The sequence below is a fragment of the Flavobacterium psychrolimnae genome, from assembly GCF_003312425.1.
Taxonomy (GTDB): Bacteria; Bacteroidota; Bacteroidia; order Flavobacteriales; family Flavobacteriaceae; genus Flavobacterium; species Flavobacterium psychrolimnae.
Window position 1 is genome coordinate 38,692 of the sequence record NZ_QNUX01000015.1, and the last position, 23,492, is coordinate 62,183.

The following is a 23,492-nucleotide window of genomic DNA, read 5'->3' on the forward strand; positions in this document are numbered from 1 at the left end:
ATTTATTGGTCTGAAACCAATAAAATAAAAAAAAGTGTACCTTTGCAAAAAATTGTCGATTTTGAAATCAAATTATATTGATTTTATAGTAAAAGACAAGTAGTTACCTTATTTATGAAAAAAATAGTTGAATACCGCAAACTGCTAAATGTAGACAAAACTGCAGAGCTAAAAGATTTGAAAACAATTTATCGCAATGCGATGAAAGAATCACATCCTGATAAATTTTCAGGTGATGAAGCTGGATTGAAAGCTGCAGAAGAAAATAGTAAAAAAATTATTGAAGCTTACCACTTTTTAGTGAGCATCAATCCTGAGACTATAAAAGCAAACTTACCAGAATATACTGAAACAATTTCTACGTCAACAATTACAGATTATAAATTTGTTGAAGGAAGATTAATTATCAATTTTTCTAACGGTAGCGTTTACGAATACATCAGTGTTCCTAAAGCAACGTATGTAAAAATGGTCAATGCTGATTCTCCTGGAAGATTTGCAAAAAGACACATTTTGAATTCATTTACTTGGAGAAAAACTATCAATCAAGATTAATTTTCAACAGATAAAATACTTAAGCATCCTAATAAGGATGCTTTTTTTTGTTTAATAGCATTTATTAAGTCTGTATTTAAAAGAATCAAAGTCATTAATTAGATAAGTCATGTTGTGTACTAAACTTGTTTTGTGTACTTTAGCAAACCTAAAATTCACAAACCAATATAAATCATGGAAGACTTTTGCGTTCGGTACAAATCTCAATATAAAAAGGCAAAAGAAACACTTGATATTCTTCAAAAGCAAAGAAACCAAATTGATTTTAATTTACAATCAAATGCATCTTGCGCAATTCTACACAAAGAACTTAGGGATATAAACTTAGACATTAGAATTACAGAAAATGAAATGGAACATGCTGAATCCGTTATCATTAGACACAACCAAAACAGCGTTATTTAGCTGTAAATCATTTCTTGGTATTAAAAATACTTTACATCCTTGAGCTGCAAATTCACTTTTATAAGTAAAAAACAATTCCGCTACAGTACATAATAAGTTTCGTTTTTTTTGAAATTAAAATCCTATTTCGAATACGATTCAAAAATCGCTTTTCCGAGTCTTGTTTGGTGTAATCCATAAACCTCTTGACTTTTTAAATAGTATTAAATTTCGCTATCAGCCAAAGCTTCTAATAATGAAGGGAATTTGTTTCATAATCAACTCAAAACAATACATAATTATTACCAAATTATAACAAAAATTTAGGTTCTAAAATTATTTGTATTTTATATTTTTTAAATACTTTTGCAGACTTAACTCAATTAACTAATTAATAATGAAAAAAATAATTTTATTACTTTCGGCTGCTGTTGTTTTAATTTCTTGTAACAAAGTTGGCAAAGATGAATACCTTATTTCAGGTACTGCAACAGGAATTGACAATGGTAAAACGATTATCTTAGAAACACAAGATGCAACCGGAATGATGTTACCAAAAGATACTGTAAAAGTTGAAAACGGTAAATTTGAAATGAAAGGAAATATTACAGAGCCTGCTTTCTACACCATTCAATTAGAAGGAGCACAAGCTAAAATACCTTTCATATTAGAAAATGGTGAGGTAACTATTGCCATTGATAAAGATAGCATTCAAAAATCAAAAGTTTCAGGTACTTATAATAATGATGAGTATGCAACTTTCAATGCAGAAATTACTAAAGTTCAAAAGAAACTTATGGATTTCCAAACTAAAAACATGCAAGCAATGAATGCTGCTCAACAGGCTAAAGATACTGTTGTAATCAATGGATTGATGCAAGAATTTTCTAAAATTCAAGAAGAAGTTGGTGTAGCTTCGAAAGCAAAATACGTTGCTTATGCTGAAACACACCCAAAATCATTTATTACTGCTTTGATTATTCAAGGTATGTTAAACGATCCAACGGCTGACATAGCAAAATCTGAAAAACTGTACAACGGTTTAGATGAGTCATTGAAAAAAACTAAGCCAGGTATAGCAATTAAAACTAAACTTGCTGAAATGAAAGCTCCTGCTGCTGTAGGCGCTGCTCCTGCTCCTGCTGGAGAAGCTAAATGAAGAGCAGATTTTTCAGGTCCTAATCCTCAAGGGAAAATAATTTCTCTGAAAGAAAGTTTAGGTAAAGTAACAATAGTTGATTTTTGGGCTTCGTGGTGTGGACCATGTCGTCAAGAAAACCCGAATGTTGTTGCTCTTTACAAAGAGTTACACGGAAAAGGGCTTAATATTATTGGAGTATCTTTAGATAAAGATGCTAAAGCTTGGAAAGACGCCATTGCAAAAGATAAACTGACCTGGAATCAAGTTTCAAATTTAAAATTTTGGGATGAGCCAATCGCAGCACAGTATAAAGTAGAATCTATTCCGGCAACTTTTATTCTTGATGCTGCAGGAAATGTAGTCGCAAAAGATTTACGAGGTGAAGCGCTTAGAGCTAAAATTCTAGAGCTTTTAGCAAAATAAAGATGTACTTCGATACAAAATAAAAAAATCTCCCTAGTGGAGATTTTTTTATTTTATTCAATACCAAGGTATTAAAAATAATAGTGAAATTAAGTGCAAATTTAGTTTGGAAACATCAAAACAGTTTTTATATTTGCACCCGGTTAGCACAACAAGCAATGCTTGTTAACTCTTGGGGAGATACTCAAGCGGCCAACGAGGGCAGACTGTAAATCTGCTGTGCAAACTTCGCAGGTTCGAATCCTGCTCTCCCCACCAAAAGGGTAAAAGAAGCAAAAAGGCAACTTTTTCAATCTTTTCAAAAACCCGCAAAAAACGTGGTAAAACCTGCAAATCCAAGGATTCGCAGGTTTTTTTATTTTAAAGCACTTTTCAATATTTATAAAAACGCTCAAAGTTTCTATGGCAAAATCGTGGCACATTACCGTGTTCACAAAATGTGCCACAGAATACCACTTAAACACTAGTAAATACAGAGGTTAACGAGGTTAACGACTTGTTTTTTTGATGCTATAATTCTACATTTATTAATCTAAAAAGTTGAATTATGTTAGAGAGCAGCTTTGGGTTGGTTTTCTTTTTGAAAATCCCCCGCAATGAAAGTAAAATTAGAACAGTTTATCTTAGAATAACTGTAGATGGAATCCCTAAGGAAACATCCACCAAACGAAAATGGGACAGCGCCCGCTGGGACCAGAAAACCGAAAGGGCTATCGGCACCAAAGAAGATGCGAGATCCCTTAACTTTTTTCTGGATTCACTGATTTTAAAAATCAATGAATACAAGACCGACATCATGTACAGCGGAAAACCAATAACTTCCCAAAAGATCATGGATTACATATTAGGAAACGTTACTCCAAGGGTTAAAGTACTGGAAGAATTTCAAAAACATAATGATGAAATGACTGCCTTACTGGGAAAAGGATATGCTAAAGGAACTCTTGATCGTTTTACTATTACGATAAATCATTTAAGGTCATTTATTAGATTTAAATTTAATGCTGATGATATTGAATTTACAGATCTAAATCTTGAATTTATTAAGGACTTTGAGTTTTACCTGAGAACAGTTCGAAATTGCAGCAACAATACCACGCTTAAATACATTGCTAATTTCAAAAAAATTGTCATTCGTGCAATCGATAAGGAAGTCATCCTAAAAGACCCTTTTAAAAACTTTAAAAGCCGAAAAACCAAAATAGTTAAGAAACCTCTTTCCACACAAGAACTGTATGAATTGGAACGGCATTATTTTACCACAGAAAGACTTAATGTTGTCAGAGATGTATTTGTATTCCAATGTTACACGGGATTGGCTTATATCGACGCATATCAATTAAAAAAAACCGATATCAAAGATGGTATTGACGGGAATTCTTGGATAATGTCTGAAAGACAAAAAACGGGTTCTCCTACCAATGTCCCACTATTGCCTCAAGCACTCAAAATAATTAAAAAATATAAAGAACACCCTCTGTGCTTACAGCGTGGCACAGTTTTACCAGTTTCTTCCAACCAGAAAATGAACGAGTATCTTAAAGAGATTGCGACTCTATGCGGTTTTCCCTTCACATTAAATACACATATGGCACGTCGAACCTTTGGAAGTACAGTTACATTAAACAATAATGTCCCCATTAATGTAGTTAAAGAAATGCTAGGCCATGCGTCTGTTAAACAGACGGAAGCCTATGCCATTACAGAACAGGCAACCATTGGACGCGAAATGTCACTGCTCAATAAAAGACTGTCTAAAACGTCCTTTAAGATGTCCAAAGTAGATCTGGCTGTACTTTCAAGATTAGAAAAAGATATAAAAACAATTAAGGAAAAATACAATATACCCTCATCTTAATTCATATTTGGAAAAAAAATAAATAGTAAAACAAAGAGGTTATCTCACTAGTTATGAGATAACCTTTTTTCATGTAATTCAACTTCACTCCTATAGTCTGGATGGTATGAGGGGCTGTACTTGAAATATCCAAAATCTTGAAGCTGTTTAAAGTATTTATGGTATGTTGGCAGTGTATTTATGTGCGACAATGCCATTATTTTACTACGACTAACTTTGATTCTCTGCCATTGTCTCTGCCTGTAACCTAAATTTAGAATTGCCGCTAAAATGGCCAGATGCCAAACATTAAGCCTTGGATCGTCCATACAAATGGATAAATAGTTCATGATTTGGTCTTCACTTGGTTTATTTGTCTGATTCATCATTAAAAAGTTTCTGAAGATCTTCTTTATTGTAATAATACGAGCCCAGAACTTTTTTAAATCGGACTTTCTGTGTCACTCTGAGATTCTGCACTGAACCTGCAGAGATATCCAGCAGCTTTTTGACAGCCTTACTTTTGAGCCATTCTGGCTGTACTAATTCCGTTTGCGTAGGAGTGGTCTCTTGAACTATAATGCGCATTTTATCTAATAATTGCAGACCAAACTGCCTTAAATCTTCTTTTGTTATAATTTCTTCCATAACATTTTTTTAAAAATTTGACTGTTGCATATTTTCATTTACCAAAAAATAAATTCTGCTTTTTTGATTTCTTTTTTTTAATCGGTACAACTACTAAATTATTAGAATGATACAGAAATAATCAATCTTCGGCTTTAAAAGGAGATTCTTGGCTATGATTGTCTGTTCATCAACTCTTGGCAATTAATCTATAGTAAAGGCTACTTCAAAAATACTTTCAAAAACGAGCCTTAAGCAAACGAATCATCCTCGGGTTGAAGAAAACCTTCAGCGATAGTATTTTGTAATTTTTGCCGAGAGTTTTTTTGCAATTTTCTGTATCGGCAAATAAAAATCTAAATCTGGAAAAGGTTAATCAGGTACTCAAAATGTTTGGCCATACTCTGGCTTTGGTCAATTCAAGAGAATTAGCCATAACCAACAAATAATATAAATGTAAAAGCAGCTATTTACCATAAAGATTTCTTTGAGGGTTTACTTTTTTTTCCATAAAAAATGCCCCAAATAGTGTCTAACTTTTTGGGGCATCTTCATAGTCAGGCTTTTTACCTTTCAATACTTTCCTTTATTTACAAAATCCCTTATTTTACAGCACCTAAGTATTAAACCTAATAGAATTATTTGATGGAAACTAATTTCATTTTAAAGTTTAAATCGGTTGCGACAGGTCCACTATTTGGTAACTCATAAATCCATACACAAATTACAAATATTGAAATTATTTAAGATGAAAAGTTGTTCTTTTAAATCAAAAACAGGACTAATCAAATGTTTAGTAGTAATTGAAGATGTAAAAATAATATTTAAATCCTTTTAACAATAAAAAGAGAGGAATTAAAAATCAGACTCATAGAAATCGTAAAAAATTATTTTGCAATATTCAAGATTAAAAAAACACGCAAATTGAATATCTTTTTCGGAGCAAAATCACAACGAATTTCCAATCAGAATGCCATCAGTTTATATATGAATCCTTTAATTTGTAATAGTATTTTCCATAGCGAAATTAACCAAATTGATTCGAAAAAATGACAATCGCTTCTTAAATATGAAACTCCGTTTTTCTATCTTAAAACAAATTAAATACTTTAAAGGTCATTATTATTTTAATAAAATAATTGAATCAATTACTGCATTACAGGCTGAACAGTTACAATTAGTTCATTTATTTTTTTAATTTAGCTTTTTCCAAAACAGCGAGTCATTTTATTTAATGAAAGAAATAAATCATAATGAATTAAGCCACTTCAAAGCCTTTAAGGAAGGGAATGATGTTGCTTTCAATTTTTATTTCAACAAGTACTATAATCGCGTTATAGGTTTTAGTATCCAATTTTTATACGATAAGGACGAAGCTAAAAATGTAACCCAAGAAGCTTTTTTGAAATTATGGATTAATAAAGATAAAATCCAGACTGAAACTGGTATCCAACCTTTTTTATACACGTATGCAAAATCAATATGCTTAAACCTTTTAAGGCATAATAAAGTAAAAGACAAATTTAAAAATGACTTATTAAATCAAAAAGAGAGACAATTAGACACTCAAATTTTGAATTCAATGCATTTTGATTCTTTAGAATTAACCGAATTAGAAGTGTTGATTAATAAAGTAATCGCTGAACTTCCTGAAAAAACAAAACAAGTTTACCTGAAAAAACGTTTTGAGAATAAAAAAAATGAAGAAATTGCCATTGAAATGGGTGTAACGCAAAAAGCAGTTGAAGCCCACATGACAAAGGCTTTGAAGATTCTTAAAGAACAATTGTCAGACTATTTACCTTCTATACTTATTATCACTTTACTAAATAGTTAAAAAATAATTAAATTTTAACATAGGGTATTTCAATTGTTAAGTGTACTTACTTAGACGATTGGAGTATTGCTTGCGGATTTTTTTGATTCTTTTCTCCACAATAATAATTTTCGAAGTTTCTAATAGTTACTTATAGTAGTATTTGATTAAATAAAAAAAATATGATTTCTGAATTGATTTATAAATATCTAGATAATGAAGCCTCTGAAGAAGAGGTTCTTGTTGTCTTTAAATGGATTGAAAGTTCTGAAGAGAATAAAAAACAATTTATAGCTTTAAAAAAAGCATGGGCTTTCACTGAAAATTCAAGCGACTCTCCGGCAATGGCGCTTCAGGAATTTTACAAGAAAAAACAAAACAAAAGTAGGGGTAAATGGTATAAATTGTTACGTTATGCAGCTATTATTCTTGTATTTATCGGCTTGGGAAAAACAGCTACACAGTTGTTTGTGCCAAATTCAAATCCTTCCAAAGAAATCGTTCTGGAGTTAAGCAATGGTACTATAGAATATATTTCTAAGGATCAAACGAAAAACGTTATCGATGAGAAAGGCAATGCAATAGCAAAACAAAGTCAGGATTCCATCGTTTATTACGGTCATGCAACCAATAATGAATTGGTTTACAATACACTTAAGGTACCTTATGGCAAAACATTCAAAGTAACTCTTTCAGATGGTACGATGGTTCATTTGAATGCGGGAAGTACACTGAAATATCCACAACAATTTGGATTAAATACCTCTAGAAAAGTGTATTTGACCGGAGAAGCTTTTTTTGATGTTACCAAAGATAAATTGCATCCATTTATAGTGGAGTCTAATCAGGTAAGTGTCGAAGTTCTTGGCACAAAGTTTAACCTTTCGGCATATCCGGATGAAAAACAAATTCAAACTGTTTTAGTAGAAGGCAGCGTGCGATTGTCCGAAAATGCGAATCCCAAAAACAATACAATCTTATCACCAAACTATTTAGCAACGTGGAGTGATTCCTCCAAAAAATTTGCAACTGAAACAGTAGATGTCGATTTATTTACTGACTGGGTTCAAGGCGAACTTATTTTCAAGGATGCTTCTTTTGGATCCATTTGCAAAAGAATGGAACGCGCCTTCGATGTCACGATTGTAAACTCAAATAGCAATTTGGTCGCACAAAAATTCTCAGGAACAATTAAAATTAAAGAGTCTAAGGTAGAAGATATTCTGGACTTACTAAAGCTGGATACTCCTTTTAAATATTCCAAAAAAGATGGCATTATAAAAATTACAAATTAATAAACAACTAACACTAACCAACCAAAAACCAAAATTAAATGACGTTTACAGAACACCCCTATTGGCAAAAACTCTTACTGACTTTTGGGATATTCTTATTGAGTATAAATACTTTTTCCCAGTCAAAAGATAAAACGATTACTTTAAGTTTTAGAGAACAACCACTAAGTCAAGTATTAAAATCTATAGAACAACAAACCAATTTCCGAATTATTTACAATGCTAATAAAATTGATGTAAATCAAAAAGTTACTTTATCTCTTAAAAACAGTACACTGGAAAATGCGTTGACCAAACTCTTAAAAGACAGGAAAATATCGTTTTTTATACAAAAAGAACAAATATTATTACTGGAGATTTCAGACAAAACGGTTTCACAGGAAAAAGAACGATTCATAAAAGGCGTAGTCTTAGACAGCAAAGACAAAAACCCTGTTCCTGGTGCCACTATTTTGATAAAAGGAACTTCTACTGGAGCTATTAGTGACAGCAACGGTAAATTTGTTTATTTATTGAAAGGAAATGATATTCAAAATACGTTTTTAGAAGTGTCGTTTTTAGGAATGAAAGCGCAGTCCGTTCGTGTAGGAAACTCATTTGATTTTGTTTTTAATATGGAGCAAGTCACAGATGAATTAGAGCAAGTTGTGATTACTTCCTCTTACGGAACTAAAAAATTAAAAGAGGAAATCGTAGGAAGTATTTCTACTTTAAATGCTAAAGATATTGCCGTGGAGCAAGCCTCTGAAAGCATCGATAAAATTGTGGGCGGTCAAATTGCAGGGGTATTGATTGAAAATACTTCCGGGATTGGAGGTCCTGTTAAAATTAATATCCGTGGACAAGGAAGTTTGAGTTCGCTGACCAATTCAAATTTAGGAACTTCTACACAACCTTTAATCATTGTTGATGGAGTAATAATGAGTGAAGAAGTAGGTATTGATAGTCAGTTTTTTGATGCAAACGGTACTTTTTCTGAAAACTTATCGAATCCCCTTGCCCAAATTTCACCAGAGAATATTGAAAGTTTTACGGTATTGAAAGATGCTGCTGCAGTTAGTATTTATGGTGCTGACGGTGCAAATGGTGTCATTCTTATCACAACCAAAAAAGGAAAAAAAGGAAAAGCAAAATTCGGATTTTCTAACCAACTGGGAATTTCCTCAGCCATTAATCCTATTAAATATTTAAGTGGTTCCCAATACAATGATTTGAGGAATGAATACTTAAAAAACAGTCAAACAAATTACATACGGATTGGTTTGATTTGCTAAATGTTGCAGGAATTTATAACAAATATAACTTTAATGTTTCAGGAGCTAACTCTAAGTTTTCATATCGCAGCAGTTTGAGTTATCTTGCAATAGATGAGCCGCAAAAAGGGAATAAAACAAAACAACTTAACGCTGGAATAAATCTGGGTTACCGCTTGGATAAATTTGATTTCAGTTTGTCATTGAACCCTAGTTTTATTCAGAAGGATGCACCAAATATTTATTACAGTTATGCTTTTGTTCCTACTATTTCGCCTTACAATGCGGATGGAACGTTTGCAACTGTGGGTGTTTTAGGTTTAGGAAATCCATTGGCAGCCATCGAACAAAATAAAAATATTACCGATAGTTACGGTCTTTTAGGAAGTTTGAATGCCTCTTATAAATTCAGCGATTTTTTAAGCTTTTCTACGCTTTTTGGAATAGATTACAAAGACAAAACGCAGGACAGGTACTTTTCCGGTGCCAATGAAAGCGGACAATACAACGGTTCATTTACCTTAGGAGGAATGCAATACCCAAACTGGGGAAGACGTCTTTTGAACGAAAGGAACTCTACTAAATGGAACTGGCAAGGACAAGCTTTATTCAATAAAACATTGAATTTAGACCATAACATTGATGGGATTTTGGGTTTTGAATTGTCTAATGACAAAGCGAATTTCAGTTATTCCTCCGGTAGAGGTTTTGTTAATCCAAATGGGATAAATAATGTTCAAGATGCGATTCGAGATGATGATCCGTTGACAACCGTTGATGAAACATTAGCTAATCAGACGTTTGGCGATGATATCAGTTATAGTTCAAGAGTTTCTTTCTTTTCACAGTTTAACTACAATTACAAAAAGAGGTATTACTTTTTAGGGAATTTCAGGAGAGATGAAAGTTCCGTTTTTGGTGATGATACTAATGTTGCTTTAAATGGTGGAGCGGGATTGAGCTGGATTGTCAGTAATGAAGATTTTATGAAATCGAGCAAAGGTATTGATTTATTAAAATTTAAAATCAGTTATGGAACAACCGGGAATTCAAGAATAGGATCGTATCGTTCAAAAGGGCTTTACATTTTGAGCCAAAACGGGTATAATGGTGCTGAAGGTTCCTTTCCAAGTGAAGCGCCAAACGGGCAACTGAGTTGGGAGAAAAATACAAAGTTTAACGCGGGTGTCGATTTTAATTTCTTAGGAAGAGTAGAGTTGTCCTTGGAATATTTTTATGACGATTTAAAAGATTTGATCACCAGTAGAGATATTCCAACCGAAACTGGTTATAGTTCTATTCAATTAAATGCAGCCAGTATGTACAATAAAGGAGTGGAATTTTCAACTCGTATTAAATGGTTGCAGAGCGATAGTTTTAAATGGACAACATCCTTTAATATTTCTACCGTTGAAAATAAAGTAACGCAACTTGTAGGTTTAGGAAGTGAGTTTTCTACTTCAGAAGTTGCTCTTGCTCAAAAAGTAGGATACAGCACCTCAACAATTTGGGGAATAAAATGGGCAGGTGTTGATCCTGCAACCGGTAGAGATTTGGTAGAGAAAGACGGGCAAATATACGATGCGGCTACTTATACAAGCTTATTTACTGCGGCTGATTGGGTGCCTATTGGAAATAACCAACCTAAAGCTTACGGTGGTTTTAATAATAATTTCACCATCAATAATGCGATTGTTTTATCCATAAGAGGAGCCTTTCAATTGGGGGGAGATTATTTAGTGGATAACAGTCTGATCTCAAAATATAACATTACCTCTAATAGAAACCTTTCGGTAAATGCGTATGATTATTGGAGAAATCAAGGAGATGTAGTTTCACAGCCTTTGGTAATCAGTAATACAACGCTAATTCCAAATTTGAGCAAATTTTTATATGACGCTACTTATTTAAAAATCAGCAATATTAATTTAAGCTATAATGTTCCTATCAAAAAGACTTTTTTAGACGCATTATCTGTTTTTGTGGATGTTTCGAATGTGGTATATTGGTACAAAGACAAAAGTCCGGCCGGAAGGAACGGTATACGTGAATTTAACTTTACCTATCCACAAGCACGAACAATTTCTTTAGGGTTTAACACTAAATTTTAACATGATGAACTACTATAAAACAACATATAAGTATCAATTAGTAATGGTTTTATTTGTTCTTTTTGCATTGCAGAGTTGCAGTGATTTTTTAGAACAAGAACCCGGTTCCCAAACCTCGATTACCGAACAGTTATCCACAAAAAAAGGAATATTAAGCGCTTTAAACGGCACTTATGGATCGCTTGAAGCAAATGTAAGAGGCGAACGATTTGCAGTTTATGCTGATTTACAAGGTGGGAATCTCAAGTTTACACCTACGATAACTGGTAACAGCAGAGGCCAGATTACTATACCAATAAATCTTGAAAATGTGTATTCGTTCCAAGACCAGGCGCTTGATAGTGATTTCACTACTTTTTATGACGAAAGTTATGATGTAATAAATCAAACCAATTTAATCTTAGAATACGTTGATGCTTTACCAGACGCATCTGATGTTGAAAAAAAACAAATCAAGGCCGAAGCTTTAGTAATAAGAGCCTATTCTCATTATTTGTTAACTTTAATTTACAGTCAGGCTGTAGGAAACACTTCTCCAGATACACAATTGGGAATTGTCTATAACAAAACAAGTTTATCGGGTGGCATTACGTATCCCAAAAGAGAAACTTTGACAACCACTTATTCTCTAATTATTGAGGACATCAACGCGGCTTTGGATAATTTTTCGGATAAATCGCTGTTAACAGGACCATCATATTCCTTTTTCAACAGTATAAATGCGAAAGCATTATTGGCGCGAGTATATCTATCTAAAAACGATTGGCAGAATGCTTTTGCAACTGCAAACGATGTTATTTTGAATTCGGGAGTTTCATTAACGCCAACTGAAAATTACATCTCACAATGGGAACAAACTAATGTTCCAATTGCTGAAAATCTGTTGGAGTTTTCTATTCCCAGAGATAGTGGTGGCGAAGTTGGAGGTTCTTTATCCAGTTATTTTGGGTATTTCTCCAATACAAATTACAATAAATACGTGGCTTCCCAGGATTTATTAGGACTTTATGAATCTACTGATATTAGAAAGCAATTGTTTTTAGAAAAAGCACTTCCTACGTTGATCAATGGAGTATTTGTAAATGTGAATTATTCTTTTACCAAAAAGTTGCAAGACAATCCCGGATATTCCGCCATTAGATTAAGTGAACTCTATTTAATTCGTGCTGAAGCAGCCTTGGAACTTGGAAATTTAGAAACTGCCAAAAACGATATCAATACTATTAGAGCTAGAGCAAAAGCGACTCTGTTAACCACAACTGATAATTTAGAACAAGCCCTGTTATTGGAACGAAGAAAAGAACTTTGCTTTGAAGGACATTTATTTTTTGATTTGGCCAGAAGAAATAAGTCCGTATCAAGAAACGACGGATGTTTGTCGCTAAACTGTAGTTTGGATTATCCATCTCCAAAATTTGTATTGCCAATTCCAAGAAAGAATATTAATCTTAATTCAAACTTACAGCAAAATGAATCCTATTAAAATTATATCGATAGCCGTTTTGATCCTAAGCCTGTTTACCGCTTGCTCAAAGGATGATTATCAATTAAGTTCAAATGCTGTAGATCCATTTGTACGGTTCAATGTATTGGTGAGTAGCAACAACGTACCGCTACAATATCCTGCGGTGAACAGCGCATTAGTTCCTGTGAGCAGTTACAAGAACACATCCGTGAAAACATTGAAAATTCCAGTAACATTAACGTCGCCTACATTGAAAAAACCTGTTTTTGTAACCTATAGCATAACAGGAACAGGAGATAGCGATAGTTTTAGTGTTAAACCATTGGACCAAATCTCATTTTTGGGTAATCAACTTACGGATACTATATATTTGTCTTTCGACAAAAGATGGAATACAAAACAAAAGATTACTTTAAAACTTGAAGAAAGTTCAGATCCCGCGATTACTCTTGGAAATTTGAATACTGTAGCTCCTAATAATAGTTTCGAAGTGAATCTGGATGAGGTAAAAACAACCTACACTTTTCCGATAAACAGGTTTGAAATAAAAGGCGAAATAGGTGAAGAAATTGTTTTTAAAGTTGATTTTCCAAATGGTTTTATACCTTCGGAAATTAATGATAATACAATGTTTGAGTTTTTAAATGGGTTTAATTATTCGTTAACGCACGATGATTTTGGAGAAAATAGAAACAGCGTAACCTATCGTTTGAAACTTTTGGAAAATATAAAAAACGATGATGTTTTTTATCAAACTAATATTGCATTAGTCAATACTGATACCTACTCTACAACGGGAAATGCGATTCTTCAAATTGTAAAACCTATTAAATCAATCCGAGATACGGCGGCAAATACTGCGGGTAAATTCTATGATTTATCCAATCCTTTTTACCTGACTTATGGAGAGAATTGGTTTGATAGAAACGGCGTGTGTGCGTGGCAGACTTTTAATGCATTTACATTTCCTGTGGTTGTTCCTGCTGGTTCAGAAAACGCCATTTTATACAGTGATAAAGGAACTCCTAGCACTTCTGATGATGTGTACCATCATGCTTTCAAAATTGGGTTTAATGTTACTACGGGGACTAATACAACGAATTCTTTCGGTTTGAAACGATGGTTTTCTAATGAAAGTATTTCGGCCGCAAATTCTCCGGGATTTAATATTACTTCGGCGCTTGAATTTTTCCCTGAAAACGGAAATAGTAAAACAAAAGGTGCTGTTTTAGTGATTCCGCAATACATTACCATTGCAGGAACAAACGGTAAAAGTTACAGCATAGGTATTTCCGGTAGCGGAACATATAGAGAAATTAGTGCCGGTTTATTTGAAATTTCATTCGAATTAAAAGCAACAAATTCGGCTCTTTTTGGCGGAACTGTTTCCTCACAATACAGAATTTTTAATAACAGAGTGTATCCAAAACCGGCTCCGATAACCGAGAGCTGTCTCAAAGAAATTAGTTTATAAATTAGTAATACAAGTCACAAATGAAAATAAAACACATCATACTGCCAATCGCCTTGCTGATTTTTTTATCCGCTTACAAAACAGACGATGAAAACGAATATATTGACATACAGGATTTAAGGAAACTGTATTCTAGTGGAAATCCGTCGTCATGGCCAAAACCTACTTTGGACAAGAATGTAGATAAAACCACTTTTCAAGATATTGGACCACTGCCGGAAATGACTTATCCGGAGTACAATAAATACTCAAAAGAAAAAGCGTTTTTAGGTAAAACATTATTTTTTGATCCCAGATTATCGGTAAGCGGACAAATAGCATGTGCTTCCTGCCACAATCCGGAATTGGGTTGGACCGATAATCTAACGCGCTCTTTTGGTCACAATAGACAAAACGGAAAACGAAACTCCATGACCATTTTGAATTCAGGTTATGCCAAAACATTATTTTGGGATGGGCGTGCTTCCAGCTTAGAAGATCAAGCGCAGTTTCCTATTGCAGATCCTTTAGAAATGAATGAAAAGTTGACCATTGCTGTAGATAAAATTGTTGCTGTAAAAGGCTATGGCAAATTGTTTACAGAAGCTTTTGGTGACGAAAAAGTTACTTTACAAAGAATTCAATATGCGATTGCTACTTTTGAACGTACTATAAAAAGCCCGAAAAGTAAATTTGACAATTTTGTTAGCGGAAAATCGGAAGCATTTACGGATCAGCTAGTAACCGGATTACATTTGTTCAGAACTAAAGCGCAATGCATTAACTGTCACAATACGCCGTATTTTAGCGACAATCAATTCCATAATGACGGACAATCATTGTTCGGGACCAAGGATGAAGATTTTGGTCGATACAATGTTACGGGAGACAAAAAAGATCTTGGAAAATTTAGGACGCCAACTTTAAGAGAGGTTGCCAATACAAGACCTTGGATGCATCACGGACATTTTCCTAGTTTACTGGATGTTGTTGAATTTTATAATTTAGGAAATCCTGCTGCTATTCAAAAAAAATATTTAGGAACAGCACGCGATTCTTTGATTCCTGTAACTTCTCCAATTCTTAAAAAATTAGATTTAAACAGAACCGAAATCAATGCACTTTTAGCTTTTATTGAAACACTAAGCACACCAAACAGCCGAATTGCAACTCCAAAAATGCCTCAATAACAACCTGTAAAATAGAGAAATTAAAAGATTCTAAACTGCCAGCAATTTTGGAAGTTTAGAATCTTTTTATTTACTTATAAAGTTCAAATTTAGAAATCATTAAATGTCAAAAAAAAGCATTTATAATCAGAAAAATCAACATTGAATTAGCTGAATATTCGGCTATAATTTTGGAAATAAAATTTAAAAAACTGCATTTTAAAATTCATTTCTACTCGATAGTTTGGTTGATTTTTTCAATATTCAAGCTATTAGCCATAGCTGTAAATATTTGAAAATAGGCACCTTTCAAATCATAAAAACTTTCGTAAGTACCTACTTTTACCTTTTATAAAACCACAATATTTCTCGCATCAATAATTTGAGAAATACTATATGGAATGATTATTACAGTTCTATTTTTTTTTTGATGGCGACTAAAGAAATCCGAAGTTATAAAATTATTTTATGACTTCCTTATCCGTTAAGCATCCACAAAATAAATTATTAATATTTTCTTTTTTGGTAATTTTTAGTCTCAGTCGTGCAGTGAGTGCTTGTTTTTTAATCTGAAATAACTTTTATTGCCCACTTGTAAAAATTTGTACATTATTTGAAGGGGAATACTTGGTCATTATTTTTAAAGAAATTATAAACCAGCAACGCTTCTTAGGAAAAACGACCTATTGCTTTTTTTTTAAAATATTATACTATAAATCAGCATCTTTCAGTATTTTCTCCAATCGACGAATCTTTTTTTACTCAATAATTAATTTTAATTTTCCAGAAAACCATTCGTTTTCGAACTCCTCGGACGCTTTGCTCGATTTGTACAAATTTGATGCTGTTATTACAAGCCTTCTGGCCAGTTATGACATTCTTATTCTTTAATAACTAAATTAGATTGCTTTTTTCTCATTAGAACTTTTTTCCTGAATTTTGAACCTTTTTTATCATTCAATATTTTTTTATCAACTTTAGAGGAACTTCCTCAAAAAACATAAAGATTGGTTTCATGTGAAATCAAATTATTGAAGGAATCAAAAAAGCTTTTTTAGTCTAATATTGCTTCATCCTAATGATAGAAATTAGATTAAAAACCTGAAGATGTTTGAAAATTATAATCAATTATTTGATTTTCGTTATATTCATTGTTAATATCTGACTACTTTTATTTTTTTTTAGTAAATTTAATCTTTCGCAAATTTTCAACCTGTTTCATCAGGCCCACTTTTAATATTCAATCTAATTTTTATTCCTATGATTACATTAAACGTAAACAATAAAACCTACCAGGTCGATGTAAGTCCAGACATGCCATTACTATGGGTTGTAAGAGATACACTGGGACTCACTGGAACAAAATTCGGTTGCGGTGTGGCCCAATGTGGCGCATGCGTTTTGCATCTTGACGGTGAAGCAGTACGATCTTGCGTGACAAAAGTTAGCAGAGCAGAAGGAAAAAAAATCATTACGATTGAAGGATTATCTGCAAACAACGACCATCCGGCGCAGCTGGCATGGGAGGAAATTGATGTCCCTCAATGCGGATATTGTCATTCAGGACAAATTATGTCTGCCGCAGTTTTATTAAGAGAAAATCCAAAACCTACAGATAAAGATATAGATGATGCGATGTCCGGAAATATTTGTAGATGTGGAACTTATCCACGTGTAAGAAAAGCCATTCATTTGGCAGCAGAAATGCAAGAAAAAGATAAAAAATAAAAGGTATTTCGATATACTGAATCAACTTCTTGGAGGAAACTCATCTCCTAAAATAATATATTTGCTATGGCTACATTCCTAAAAAACAAAACGATTTCTGTTATCTTTCTTTCTCTCGCTAGTATGGTTGCACTGGGTTGGACTTTAAAACAGGATGATGAAACGAATTATATAAAACTAGATAAAGCAGCGCTCAAAAAAGATAGTATCGCCTCAGTAATGGCATTCAAAAATGTTTATAAGGTTTTAATGAGTCCGCGTTGCGTGAATTGCCATCCAAAAGGGGATGTACCGCTTCAAGGTGATGACAGCCATTTGCATGTTATGGCTCCTAAGAGAGGGTTGGACGGAAAAGGCGTATATGCAATGAAATGCACAAATTGTCACCAACCTAAAAATACTCCAGGACAACATACACCTCCTGGAAATCCGGACTGGCACTTACCTCCTGCTGATATGAAAATGGTTTTTGAAGGCAGAACCGCACATGAGCTTGCTAAACAATTAGTAGATCCAGCGCAAAACGGAAATAAGAATATCAAAAAACTCAAGGAACACGCTGACGATGCATTAGTTTTGGCTGGCTGGAATCCCGGCGAAGGACGTACTCTCCCACCAATGAGTCATGCCGAGTTTAAAAAAGAATGGCTCACATGGCTGAACAATGGCGCCTATGCCCCAGCCAAATAGTTTCTAATGGATTATGTTGTCAAAATAAATAATTTCTAAAGTATGATGGATTCAAAAAACAATATAGATAATACAAGAAGAAGCTTCCTTAAACTTACTGGCTTGGGCGGTGCTGCGCTTTGCATGGGTTTTTATTTACCAAGTGATGCAGCGGTAACTTTAATAAAACCCTCGGATTTAACTGCAGCCGATATTGAAATGTGCGCATGGATACTCATTAATACATCTGGTAAAGTGACCTTAGTAAGCCACCGTGCCGAAATGGGTCAGGGAGCATATCATTCAATTCCGCAAATTATCGCTGAGGAACTGGAAGTTAATTTAAAAGACATCGACGTTATTTTTGCGCAAGGAAATGAAAAAAAATACGGAAATCAAATAACTGGAGGCAGTTCAACCATCAGATCTTCTTACAAGAGGTTACTTCAGCTGAGTGCCACGGCACGTGAAATGCTGATAACAGCAGCAGCTTTGCAATGGAAAGTATCCGTGAATGATTGTTATGCAGAAGCTGGACATGTCATACACCGACCATCTGCCAAAAAAATGCACTACGGAGAACTCGTACTGCAAGCTTCAAAACTAGAAGCACCAAAAAATCCAAAACTTAAAAAAATATCCGAATATAAGCTGATTCGTCAGCCATTACACCGTTTGGATACGCCCATGAAACTTAATGGAAGTGCCATCTTTGGTTTGGATAAAAAAATTCCCGGAATGCTATATGCTGCCGTGGAAAGAAACCCAAGACTACGCGGAAAAGTAAAAAGCTTTGACGATTCCGAAGCAAAAAAGATACCCGGAGTAAAAAATATTTTCGTCGTAAAAATGATGGTACACAATACCATTCGGGAAGGTATAGCCGTTGTCGCTGATTCTACCTGGGCAGCGTTAGAAGGAAAAAAAGCTTTGCGAGTAACATGGGATGATACCGGATTTGAACATGTAAATAGTCTTGAAATTTTCAAGCGTCAGGAAGATTTTTTAAAAATAAAAGAAGGATTGCCACTTAAATCTCAAGGTAATCCGACTGCAATCATAGAAAAATCAAAAAAGAAAGTTGACGTAATTTATCAGACACCTTATCAATCCCATAGTTGTATGGAACCTCTGAATTGCATTGCCCATTTCCAAGGAGATAAGATAGAAATTTGGGGTCCGATTCAAGCGCCTGGGTGGGTTCAGGATTTTATAAGTACCCAAATGGGAATTGCAAAAGACAAGGTAATTGTCAACATGACTTTTCTTGGTGGTGGTTTCGGAAGAAAAGCCTTTACGGATTATCCACATGAAGCTGTCCTGATTTCAAAAGAAATTGGTGCTCCGGTTCAAGTAGTTTGGTCAAGGGAAGATGATTTAAAACAAGGACCTTATCGACCAGGAATCTCTTACCGCTGTGAAGGAGTGGTTTCAGAAGGGAAAATTGAGGCACTTAAATTTAGAATGGCGGGCCAAAATAACGACCACTGGAGTGGAGGAAAAAAAGACGTGCCAAATGATAGCACAAGCGAGGGATTCTTAGAACCCTACTACGCAAGCATCAAAAATTTAAGTATTTCAGATGTTCCATTTGAAACACCGCTGCCAACAATGTGGTGGCGTTCCGTATATGCATCCACCAATGGATTTGCCTATGAGAGTTTTATGGACGAAATGGCAGTAGAAGCTGGCAAAGATCCTCTCGATTTTAGAAGAACTCATCTTCAAGACAAAAGATGCCAAAAACTAATCGATAAAATGGAAGAAGTTTCCGGCTGGAAAAAAAGAAATAAAAATGAAGGTTACGGTGTAGCCATTACAGAATGTTTCAAATCAACAGTAGGTCACATCGTAAAAGTATCAAAAAATATCTCTGGCGGTGTCAAAATTGACAAAGTTTGGGCTGTTATGGATTGTGGATGGTATGTAAATCCTGATATCATTCGCGCACAAGTCGAAGGTTCTATAGTCATGGGACTTGGTGCGGCTACGATACATGAAATCACGTTCAAAGATGGTAAAGTCGAACAAAACAATTTCTATGATTATCCAATGCCTCGCATTACGGATATTCCACCAATAGAAGTATATATTATAGAAAATGAAGAAGATGCAGGCGGAGTTGGTGAACCTGCCCTTCCTCCTTTTGCACCTGCACTGACAAATGCTATTTTTGACCTGACTGGCAAAAGAATACGAAAATTACCTTTCAGTCTTGCAACGGTATAATCAAGACCTTTATTAGCTAAGATTGTTCAGCATTTCTGGATGATCTTAGCTAATTTTTTTTTTGAAGGCCACATATAATTGCAATAATTCAAATCCTTCTGCAGCACCCGATTTCTAAAAATTTCAAAATTATCAAGATTCGTACATTCCCCAAAAAGTAGATGTACAACAATAGCGTAAACAATGCCCATTCAAGAAATAATTTATCTAGACAATAATGCCACAACACGCATTGATAATCGTGTATTGGACGCAATGCTTCCGTATTTCACGGATTTTTATGCCAATGCAAACAGCAGCCATCTCGCAGGATTATCGGTGAATGAAGCGGTCGAAATGGCGAGTTGGCAAACAGCAGAATTAATTGGAGCAAAACCTCATGAAATAGTTTTTACATCAGGAGCTACCGAAGCCATAAATCTAGCAATTAGAGGACTTTCAACTGAAAATCGGAAACAAATTATAACCGTAACCACTGAACACAAAGCGATTTTGGATACCTGTATTTTTATGGAAACCATTGGATTTGAAGTTACCTATCTTCCAACAAAAGGAAACGGCATGCTGGATTTAGGTATTTTAGCGCAAGCCATCTCCGAAAAAACTTTGCTGGTACTGGTCATGATGGCAAATAATGAAATCGGAACACTTCAGGAAATTAAAAAAATTGGAGAAATTGCTCATTCAAATGGAGCACTTTTTTTATGTGATGCCACTCAGGCAGTAGGTAAAATTCCAATTGATGTCACTGATTTAGGAATAGATCTGATGCCTTTTTCCGCACATAAATTTTACGGTCCAAAAGGTATTGGCGCATTATTTATTTCGAATAAAGCAAAAATAAAACTAGAACCGCAAATTACAGGCGGTGGCCAGCAAAAGAACAAAAGAAGCGGCACCTTGAATGTTCCGGGAATTATTGGAATTGGAAAAGCCTGCGAAATTGCAAAATCAGAAATGGAAATCGACAGCCAGAGGATAGCAATACTGCGCGACCTCCTTGAAACCGAATTACTTAAAATCAAGGATTCTTTTGTAAACGGATGTACTCAAAACCGGCTGTACAATACTTTAAACATTTGTTTTCCGGGCGTAAATGCTGAAAATTTAATTCTTGCATTGGGAAACATTTCGGTTTCTAATGGTTCTGCTTGTTCCGCAGTTATCTCAAAGCCTTCGCATGTTTTAAAAGCTTTAGGTCTTTCCGATGAAAATGCTTTAAGCTCCATAAGATTCAGTTTGGGCCGATTTACGACTTTTGAAGAAATCGAAACCACAATTGCTACAATTTCAAAGTTAGTACAACAATTGAAATCATAAAAAAATCTGCTGTATAGGATTTAATTTTAAGACGATAATTAAATTCAGTCAGCAAATTGCATCGATAATTTTGCATCATATTGAAAATTGTTTTCCATTACGCTATTTTTTCGACACCAATATGTGCAATATTCATCTTACTAGCGATTTACTTTCCACTGATATGATTCGTCATTAAAAATTTCTTTGCCCCAAATCGGGAGTTCAGCTTTAATGCGTTCCACGATTTCATTGCAGGCTTCCATGGCAACAGTTCTGTGTTTTGAAGAGGTAAAAACGAATAGGCAAATTTCACCTGCATTTACAACACCTAGACTATGATAAACATGCATACATGTCAGGTCGTACTTAGAAAATACCGCTTCCCTGATTTCATGCATTTTGTCTAAAGCCATTGTTTCATAAGCGGTATATTCAATAGCTTGCACTGTGGCACCATCGATTACATCTTGCCGAATTTGTCCTAAGAAAATACTGTGTGCTCCAATATCTTTTTTGGATGAATGCTTGGCAATACTATCTGAAATAAACGTCGGATGTATCGCTCCTTCAATAAAAATGTTTTTAATTGTCTTGCTCATTATATTTATCTTGTAATGCCATTATGCCGTCTTTTAAGTGGCGAATTGTTTTAGTTGTTCCGAATTTCTCTGTTAAAATTGCTGCGGCTTTCAAGCTCCTTTTTCCACTTTGACAAAATAGCAGAATATTTTTTTCGTTAATAGCATCCATTTTGATGCTCAATTCAGATAAAGGAATGTTTATGCAACGAAAATCCGCTTTAGGAAGTTCGTACTTTTCTCTTACGTCAATTACAATAGTATCCGAAATAGTACTTTTACGGACAAAATCAGCTGGAGAAAGTGCTCCAGTTTCAGTAACTGAAATACCGCAGAGCCAATCATAATCCATCGCTTTAAAAGCAATTTCGGTTTTAGGTATCAGATTATAAGCAGCACTTCCACCTATGATTTCCAAAATAAAAATTTCATTATTTAACAAATTGTATGTCAGTAACTTATTAAGCAACACCTCTCCTATTTTTGTAAGTAATTTAATAACTTCAGTGGCTTGCATGACTCCAATTATCCCGGGTAAAACTCCCAAGACTCCCCCTTCATTACAATTTTGTACTTCGTCAGATTGTGGAGGATTTGGAAACAAATGTCGGTAGTTTGCTTGGACTCCGTTTTTATCCTTTACGTTAAAAACCGCGACTTGACCTTCATATTGATAAACGGCTCCAAAAACCAATGGTTTATCTAACAAAACACAGGCATCATTTATCAGGTATCGTGAGGCAAAATTATCGGTACAATCAACTACAATGTCGAAATTTACAATTATTTCAAGCGCATTTTTTGAGCTTATCGCTGTATTATAAATTGTGATCTTTGTTTCAGGATTGAGCCTTTTGAGCTTTTCTGCGGCCACTTCGACTTTAAATTTACCAATATCATCCGTTGTATACAAAACCTGACGTTGCAGGTTGCTTAAAGAAACGATGTCGTTATCTACGATTCCAACTCCACCAATCCCCGACGCTATGAGATACTGCAAAACCGGACATCCCAAACCACCGGCACCAATCACTAGCACTTTGGCGGCAGCCAATTTTTGTTGCCCTTCCTGCCCAAAATTTTTCAGAGAATAATGGCGAGCATATCGAGCATTATAATTTTCCATACTATCCTCCTGAATAAGGTGGCATAAGAGCTACCGTGTCATTTTGTTTTAATTCTAAATTTTCTTGAACTACTTTCATATTTACTGCAACCGCATATTTCCTGTCGGCCAGCTCGGGAAAAAGTTCTTGCAAAGTCACTTTCAGAGAATCAACATCACTTGCTTGCACAGTAATTTCTTTTCCTGTAAGTTCCGCTATTGAGCCAAAGGCTATAATTTTTATTTCCATTTTTTACCTGAAGACTGTTATTTTACTAATTAACATTCACTTATATATTTTAAAATTCACTGTTTGCTTGAAATAAAAATACTGATTTTAAATTTCTGCATG

General features: G+C 34.4%; 19 protein-coding genes, 1 tRNA gene and 1 pseudogene. 17 read left to right on the forward strand and 4 right to left on the reverse strand.

The features are described from left to right. The first annotated feature begins 114 nt into the window (after nucleotides 1-114). The 6 genes and pseudogenes from DR980_RS14175 (at nucleotide 115) to DR980_RS14200 (ending at nucleotide 4,361) form a co-directional block, all read left to right on the forward strand. Entirely contained in the window at nucleotides 115-555 is a 441-nt protein-coding gene (locus tag DR980_RS14175) for a KTSC domain-containing protein (protein WP_113637335.1), read from the forward strand. A gap of 174 nt (nucleotides 556-729) precedes the next feature. After that, nucleotides 730-960 (forward strand): hypothetical protein, encoded by a 231-nt coding sequence (locus tag DR980_RS14180; protein WP_113637338.1) that lies wholly within the window; start codon nucleotides 730-732, stop codon nucleotides 958-960. A 376-nt stretch (nucleotides 961-1,336) separates the two neighbouring features. Beyond that, nucleotides 1,337-2,098, forward strand: a complete 762-nt coding sequence (locus DR980_RS14185) for a DUF4369 domain-containing protein (protein WP_113637340.1) — start codon at nucleotides 1,337-1,339, stop codon at nucleotides 2,096-2,098. Nucleotides 2,099-2,116: 18 nt separating this feature from the next. Beyond that, nucleotides 2,117-2,503, forward strand: a pseudogene (locus tag DR980_RS14190) (TlpA family protein disulfide reductase); the annotation flags it as partial. 174 nt (nucleotides 2,504-2,677) lie between these two features. After that, nucleotides 2,678-2,761, forward strand: a tRNA-Tyr gene (locus tag DR980_RS14195). A gap of 289 nt (nucleotides 2,762-3,050) precedes the next feature. Beyond that, the gene (locus tag DR980_RS14200; protein WP_113637343.1) at nucleotides 3,051-4,361 is read left to right on the forward strand and encodes a site-specific integrase; all 1,311 of its coding nucleotides are present in this window, start codon (nucleotides 3,051-3,053) and stop codon (nucleotides 4,359-4,361) included. Between the two features lie 348 nt (nucleotides 4,362-4,709). On the opposite strand, the gene DR980_RS14210 is transcribed toward DR980_RS14200, so the two are convergent. After that, a complete protein-coding gene (locus tag DR980_RS14210) occupies nucleotides 4,710-4,988 on the reverse strand; it encodes a MerR family transcriptional regulator (RefSeq protein ID WP_113637347.1) in 279 nt (92 codons plus the stop codon). 1,213 nt (nucleotides 4,989-6,201) lie between these two features. On the opposite strand from DR980_RS14210, the gene DR980_RS14220 reads away from it, so the two are divergent. The 11 genes from DR980_RS14220 to DR980_RS14265 all read left to right on the forward strand — a co-directional run bounded on the left by DR980_RS14220 (nucleotide 6,202) and on the right by DR980_RS14265 (nucleotide 21,475). Further along, entirely contained in the window at nucleotides 6,202-6,804 is a 603-nt protein-coding gene (locus DR980_RS14220) for an RNA polymerase sigma-70 factor (protein WP_113637349.1), read from the forward strand. Nucleotides 6,805-6,965: 161 nt separating this feature from the next. Then, the gene (locus DR980_RS14225) at nucleotides 6,966-8,078 is read left to right on the forward strand and encodes a FecR family protein (protein ID WP_113637352.1); all 1,113 of its coding nucleotides are present in this window, start codon (nucleotides 6,966-6,968) and stop codon (nucleotides 8,076-8,078) included. A gap of 38 nt (nucleotides 8,079-8,116) precedes the next feature. Then, on the forward strand, nucleotides 8,117-9,352 hold the full coding sequence (locus tag DR980_RS16545) for a SusC/RagA family TonB-linked outer membrane protein (protein ID WP_244199315.1): 1,236 nt from the start codon (nucleotides 8,117-8,119) through the stop codon (nucleotides 9,350-9,352). 74 nt (nucleotides 9,353-9,426) lie between these two features. Further along, a complete protein-coding gene (locus DR980_RS16550; protein ID WP_244199316.1) occupies nucleotides 9,427-11,442 on the forward strand; it encodes a TonB-dependent receptor domain-containing protein in 2,016 nt (671 codons plus the stop codon). 1 nt (nucleotide 11,443) lies between these two features. Then, nucleotides 11,444-12,925 carry a RagB/SusD family nutrient uptake outer membrane protein gene (locus DR980_RS14235; protein ID WP_113637354.1) on the forward strand — a complete coding sequence of 494 codons (1,482 nt, stop codon included), beginning with the start codon at nucleotides 11,444-11,446 and terminating at the stop codon, nucleotides 12,923-12,925. Then, nucleotides 12,912-14,381, forward strand: coding sequence for a hypothetical protein (locus tag DR980_RS14240; RefSeq protein WP_146779249.1), 1,470 nt, complete (start codon nucleotides 12,912-12,914; stop codon nucleotides 14,379-14,381). Before DR980_RS14235 ends, DR980_RS14240 begins: the two co-directional genes overlap by 14 nt. Before the next feature lie 20 nt (nucleotides 14,382-14,401). Beyond that, nucleotides 14,402-15,550, forward strand: coding sequence for a cytochrome-c peroxidase (locus DR980_RS14245; protein ID WP_113637358.1), 1,149 nt, complete (start codon nucleotides 14,402-14,404; stop codon nucleotides 15,548-15,550). Nucleotides 15,551-16,783: 1,233 nt separating this feature from the next. Next, nucleotides 16,784-17,257 (forward strand): (2Fe-2S)-binding protein, encoded by a 474-nt coding sequence (locus tag DR980_RS14250; protein ID WP_449404197.1) that lies wholly within the window; start codon nucleotides 16,784-16,786, stop codon nucleotides 17,255-17,257. A gap of 66 nt (nucleotides 17,258-17,323) precedes the next feature. Next, nucleotides 17,324-17,947, forward strand: a complete 624-nt coding sequence (locus tag DR980_RS14255; protein ID WP_113637363.1) for a hypothetical protein — start codon at nucleotides 17,324-17,326, stop codon at nucleotides 17,945-17,947. Between the two features lie 42 nt (nucleotides 17,948-17,989). Continuing rightward, nucleotides 17,990-20,155: a xanthine dehydrogenase family protein molybdopterin-binding subunit gene (locus DR980_RS14260; RefSeq protein ID WP_208630812.1), complete on the forward strand. Its 2,166-nt coding sequence runs from the start codon at nucleotides 17,990-17,992 to the stop codon at nucleotides 20,153-20,155. Nucleotides 20,156-20,338: 183 nt separating this feature from the next. Further along, nucleotides 20,339-21,475 (forward strand): cysteine desulfurase family protein, encoded by a 1,137-nt coding sequence (locus DR980_RS14265; RefSeq protein ID WP_113637365.1) that lies wholly within the window; start codon nucleotides 20,339-20,341, stop codon nucleotides 21,473-21,475. A 140-nt stretch (nucleotides 21,476-21,615) separates the two neighbouring features. Here DR980_RS14265 and DR980_RS14270 read toward each other — a convergent pair whose 3' ends face one another. Genes DR980_RS14270 through DR980_RS14280 form a run of 3 tightly spaced genes read right to left on the reverse strand, consistent with a single transcriptional unit; the run spans nucleotide 21,616 to nucleotide 23,390 of the window. Next, the gene (locus tag DR980_RS14270; protein WP_113637368.1) at nucleotides 21,616-22,056 is read right to left on the reverse strand and encodes a molybdenum cofactor biosynthesis protein MoaE; all 441 of its coding nucleotides are present in this window, start codon (nucleotides 22,054-22,056) and stop codon (nucleotides 21,616-21,618) included. Continuing rightward, entirely contained in the window at nucleotides 22,040-23,161 is a 1,122-nt protein-coding gene (locus DR980_RS14275; RefSeq protein ID WP_113637372.1) for a HesA/MoeB/ThiF family protein, read from the reverse strand. Before DR980_RS14275 ends, DR980_RS14270 begins: the two co-directional genes overlap by 17 nt. A gap of 1 nt (nucleotide 23,162) precedes the next feature. Next, nucleotides 23,163-23,390, reverse strand: coding sequence for a MoaD/ThiS family protein (locus tag DR980_RS14280; RefSeq protein ID WP_113637374.1), 228 nt, complete (start codon nucleotides 23,388-23,390; stop codon nucleotides 23,163-23,165). Nucleotides 23,391-23,492 lie beyond the last annotated feature (102 nt).

Excerpts from the sequence above, each read along its gene's own strand:
- DR980_RS14175 (WP_113637335.1), top strand. The coding sequence starts at position 115 with ATGAAAAAAATAGTTGAATACCGCAAACTGCTAAATGTAGACAAAACT.
- DR980_RS14180 (WP_113637338.1), top strand. The coding sequence starts at position 730 with ATGGAAGACTTTTGCGTTCGGTACAAATCTCAATATAAAAAGGCAAAA.
- DR980_RS14185 (WP_113637340.1), top strand. The coding sequence starts at position 1,337 with ATGAAAAAAATAATTTTATTACTTTCGGCTGCTGTTGTTTTAATTTCT.
- DR980_RS14200 (WP_113637343.1), top strand. The coding sequence starts at position 3,051 with ATGTTAGAGAGCAGCTTTGGGTTGGTTTTCTTTTTGAAAATCCCCCGC.
- DR980_RS14210 (WP_113637347.1), bottom strand. The coding sequence starts at position 4,988 with ATGGAAGAAATTATAACAAAAGAAGATTTAAGGCAGTTTGGTCTGCAA.
- DR980_RS14220 (WP_113637349.1), top strand. The coding sequence starts at position 6,202 with ATGAAAGAAATAAATCATAATGAATTAAGCCACTTCAAAGCCTTTAAG.
- DR980_RS14225 (WP_113637352.1), top strand. The coding sequence starts at position 6,966 with ATGATTTCTGAATTGATTTATAAATATCTAGATAATGAAGCCTCTGAA.
- DR980_RS16545 (WP_244199315.1), top strand. The coding sequence starts at position 8,117 with ATGACGTTTACAGAACACCCCTATTGGCAAAAACTCTTACTGACTTTT.
- DR980_RS14235 (WP_113637354.1), top strand. The coding sequence starts at position 11,444 with ATGATGAACTACTATAAAACAACATATAAGTATCAATTAGTAATGGTT.
- DR980_RS14240 (WP_146779249.1), top strand. The coding sequence starts at position 12,912 with ATGAATCCTATTAAAATTATATCGATAGCCGTTTTGATCCTAAGCCTG.
- DR980_RS14245 (WP_113637358.1), top strand. The coding sequence starts at position 14,402 with ATGAAAATAAAACACATCATACTGCCAATCGCCTTGCTGATTTTTTTA.
- DR980_RS14255 (WP_113637363.1), top strand. The coding sequence starts at position 17,324 with ATGGCTACATTCCTAAAAAACAAAACGATTTCTGTTATCTTTCTTTCT.
- DR980_RS14260 (WP_208630812.1), top strand. The coding sequence starts at position 17,990 with ATGATGGATTCAAAAAACAATATAGATAATACAAGAAGAAGCTTCCTT.
- DR980_RS14265 (WP_113637365.1), top strand. The coding sequence starts at position 20,339 with ATGCCCATTCAAGAAATAATTTATCTAGACAATAATGCCACAACACGC.
- DR980_RS14270 (WP_113637368.1), bottom strand. The coding sequence starts at position 22,056 with ATGAGCAAGACAATTAAAAACATTTTTATTGAAGGAGCGATACATCCG.
- DR980_RS14275 (WP_113637372.1), bottom strand. The coding sequence starts at position 23,161 with ATGGAAAATTATAATGCTCGATATGCTCGCCATTATTCTCTGAAAAAT.
- DR980_RS14280 (WP_113637374.1), bottom strand. The coding sequence starts at position 23,390 with ATGGAAATAAAAATTATAGCCTTTGGCTCAATAGCGGAACTTACAGGA.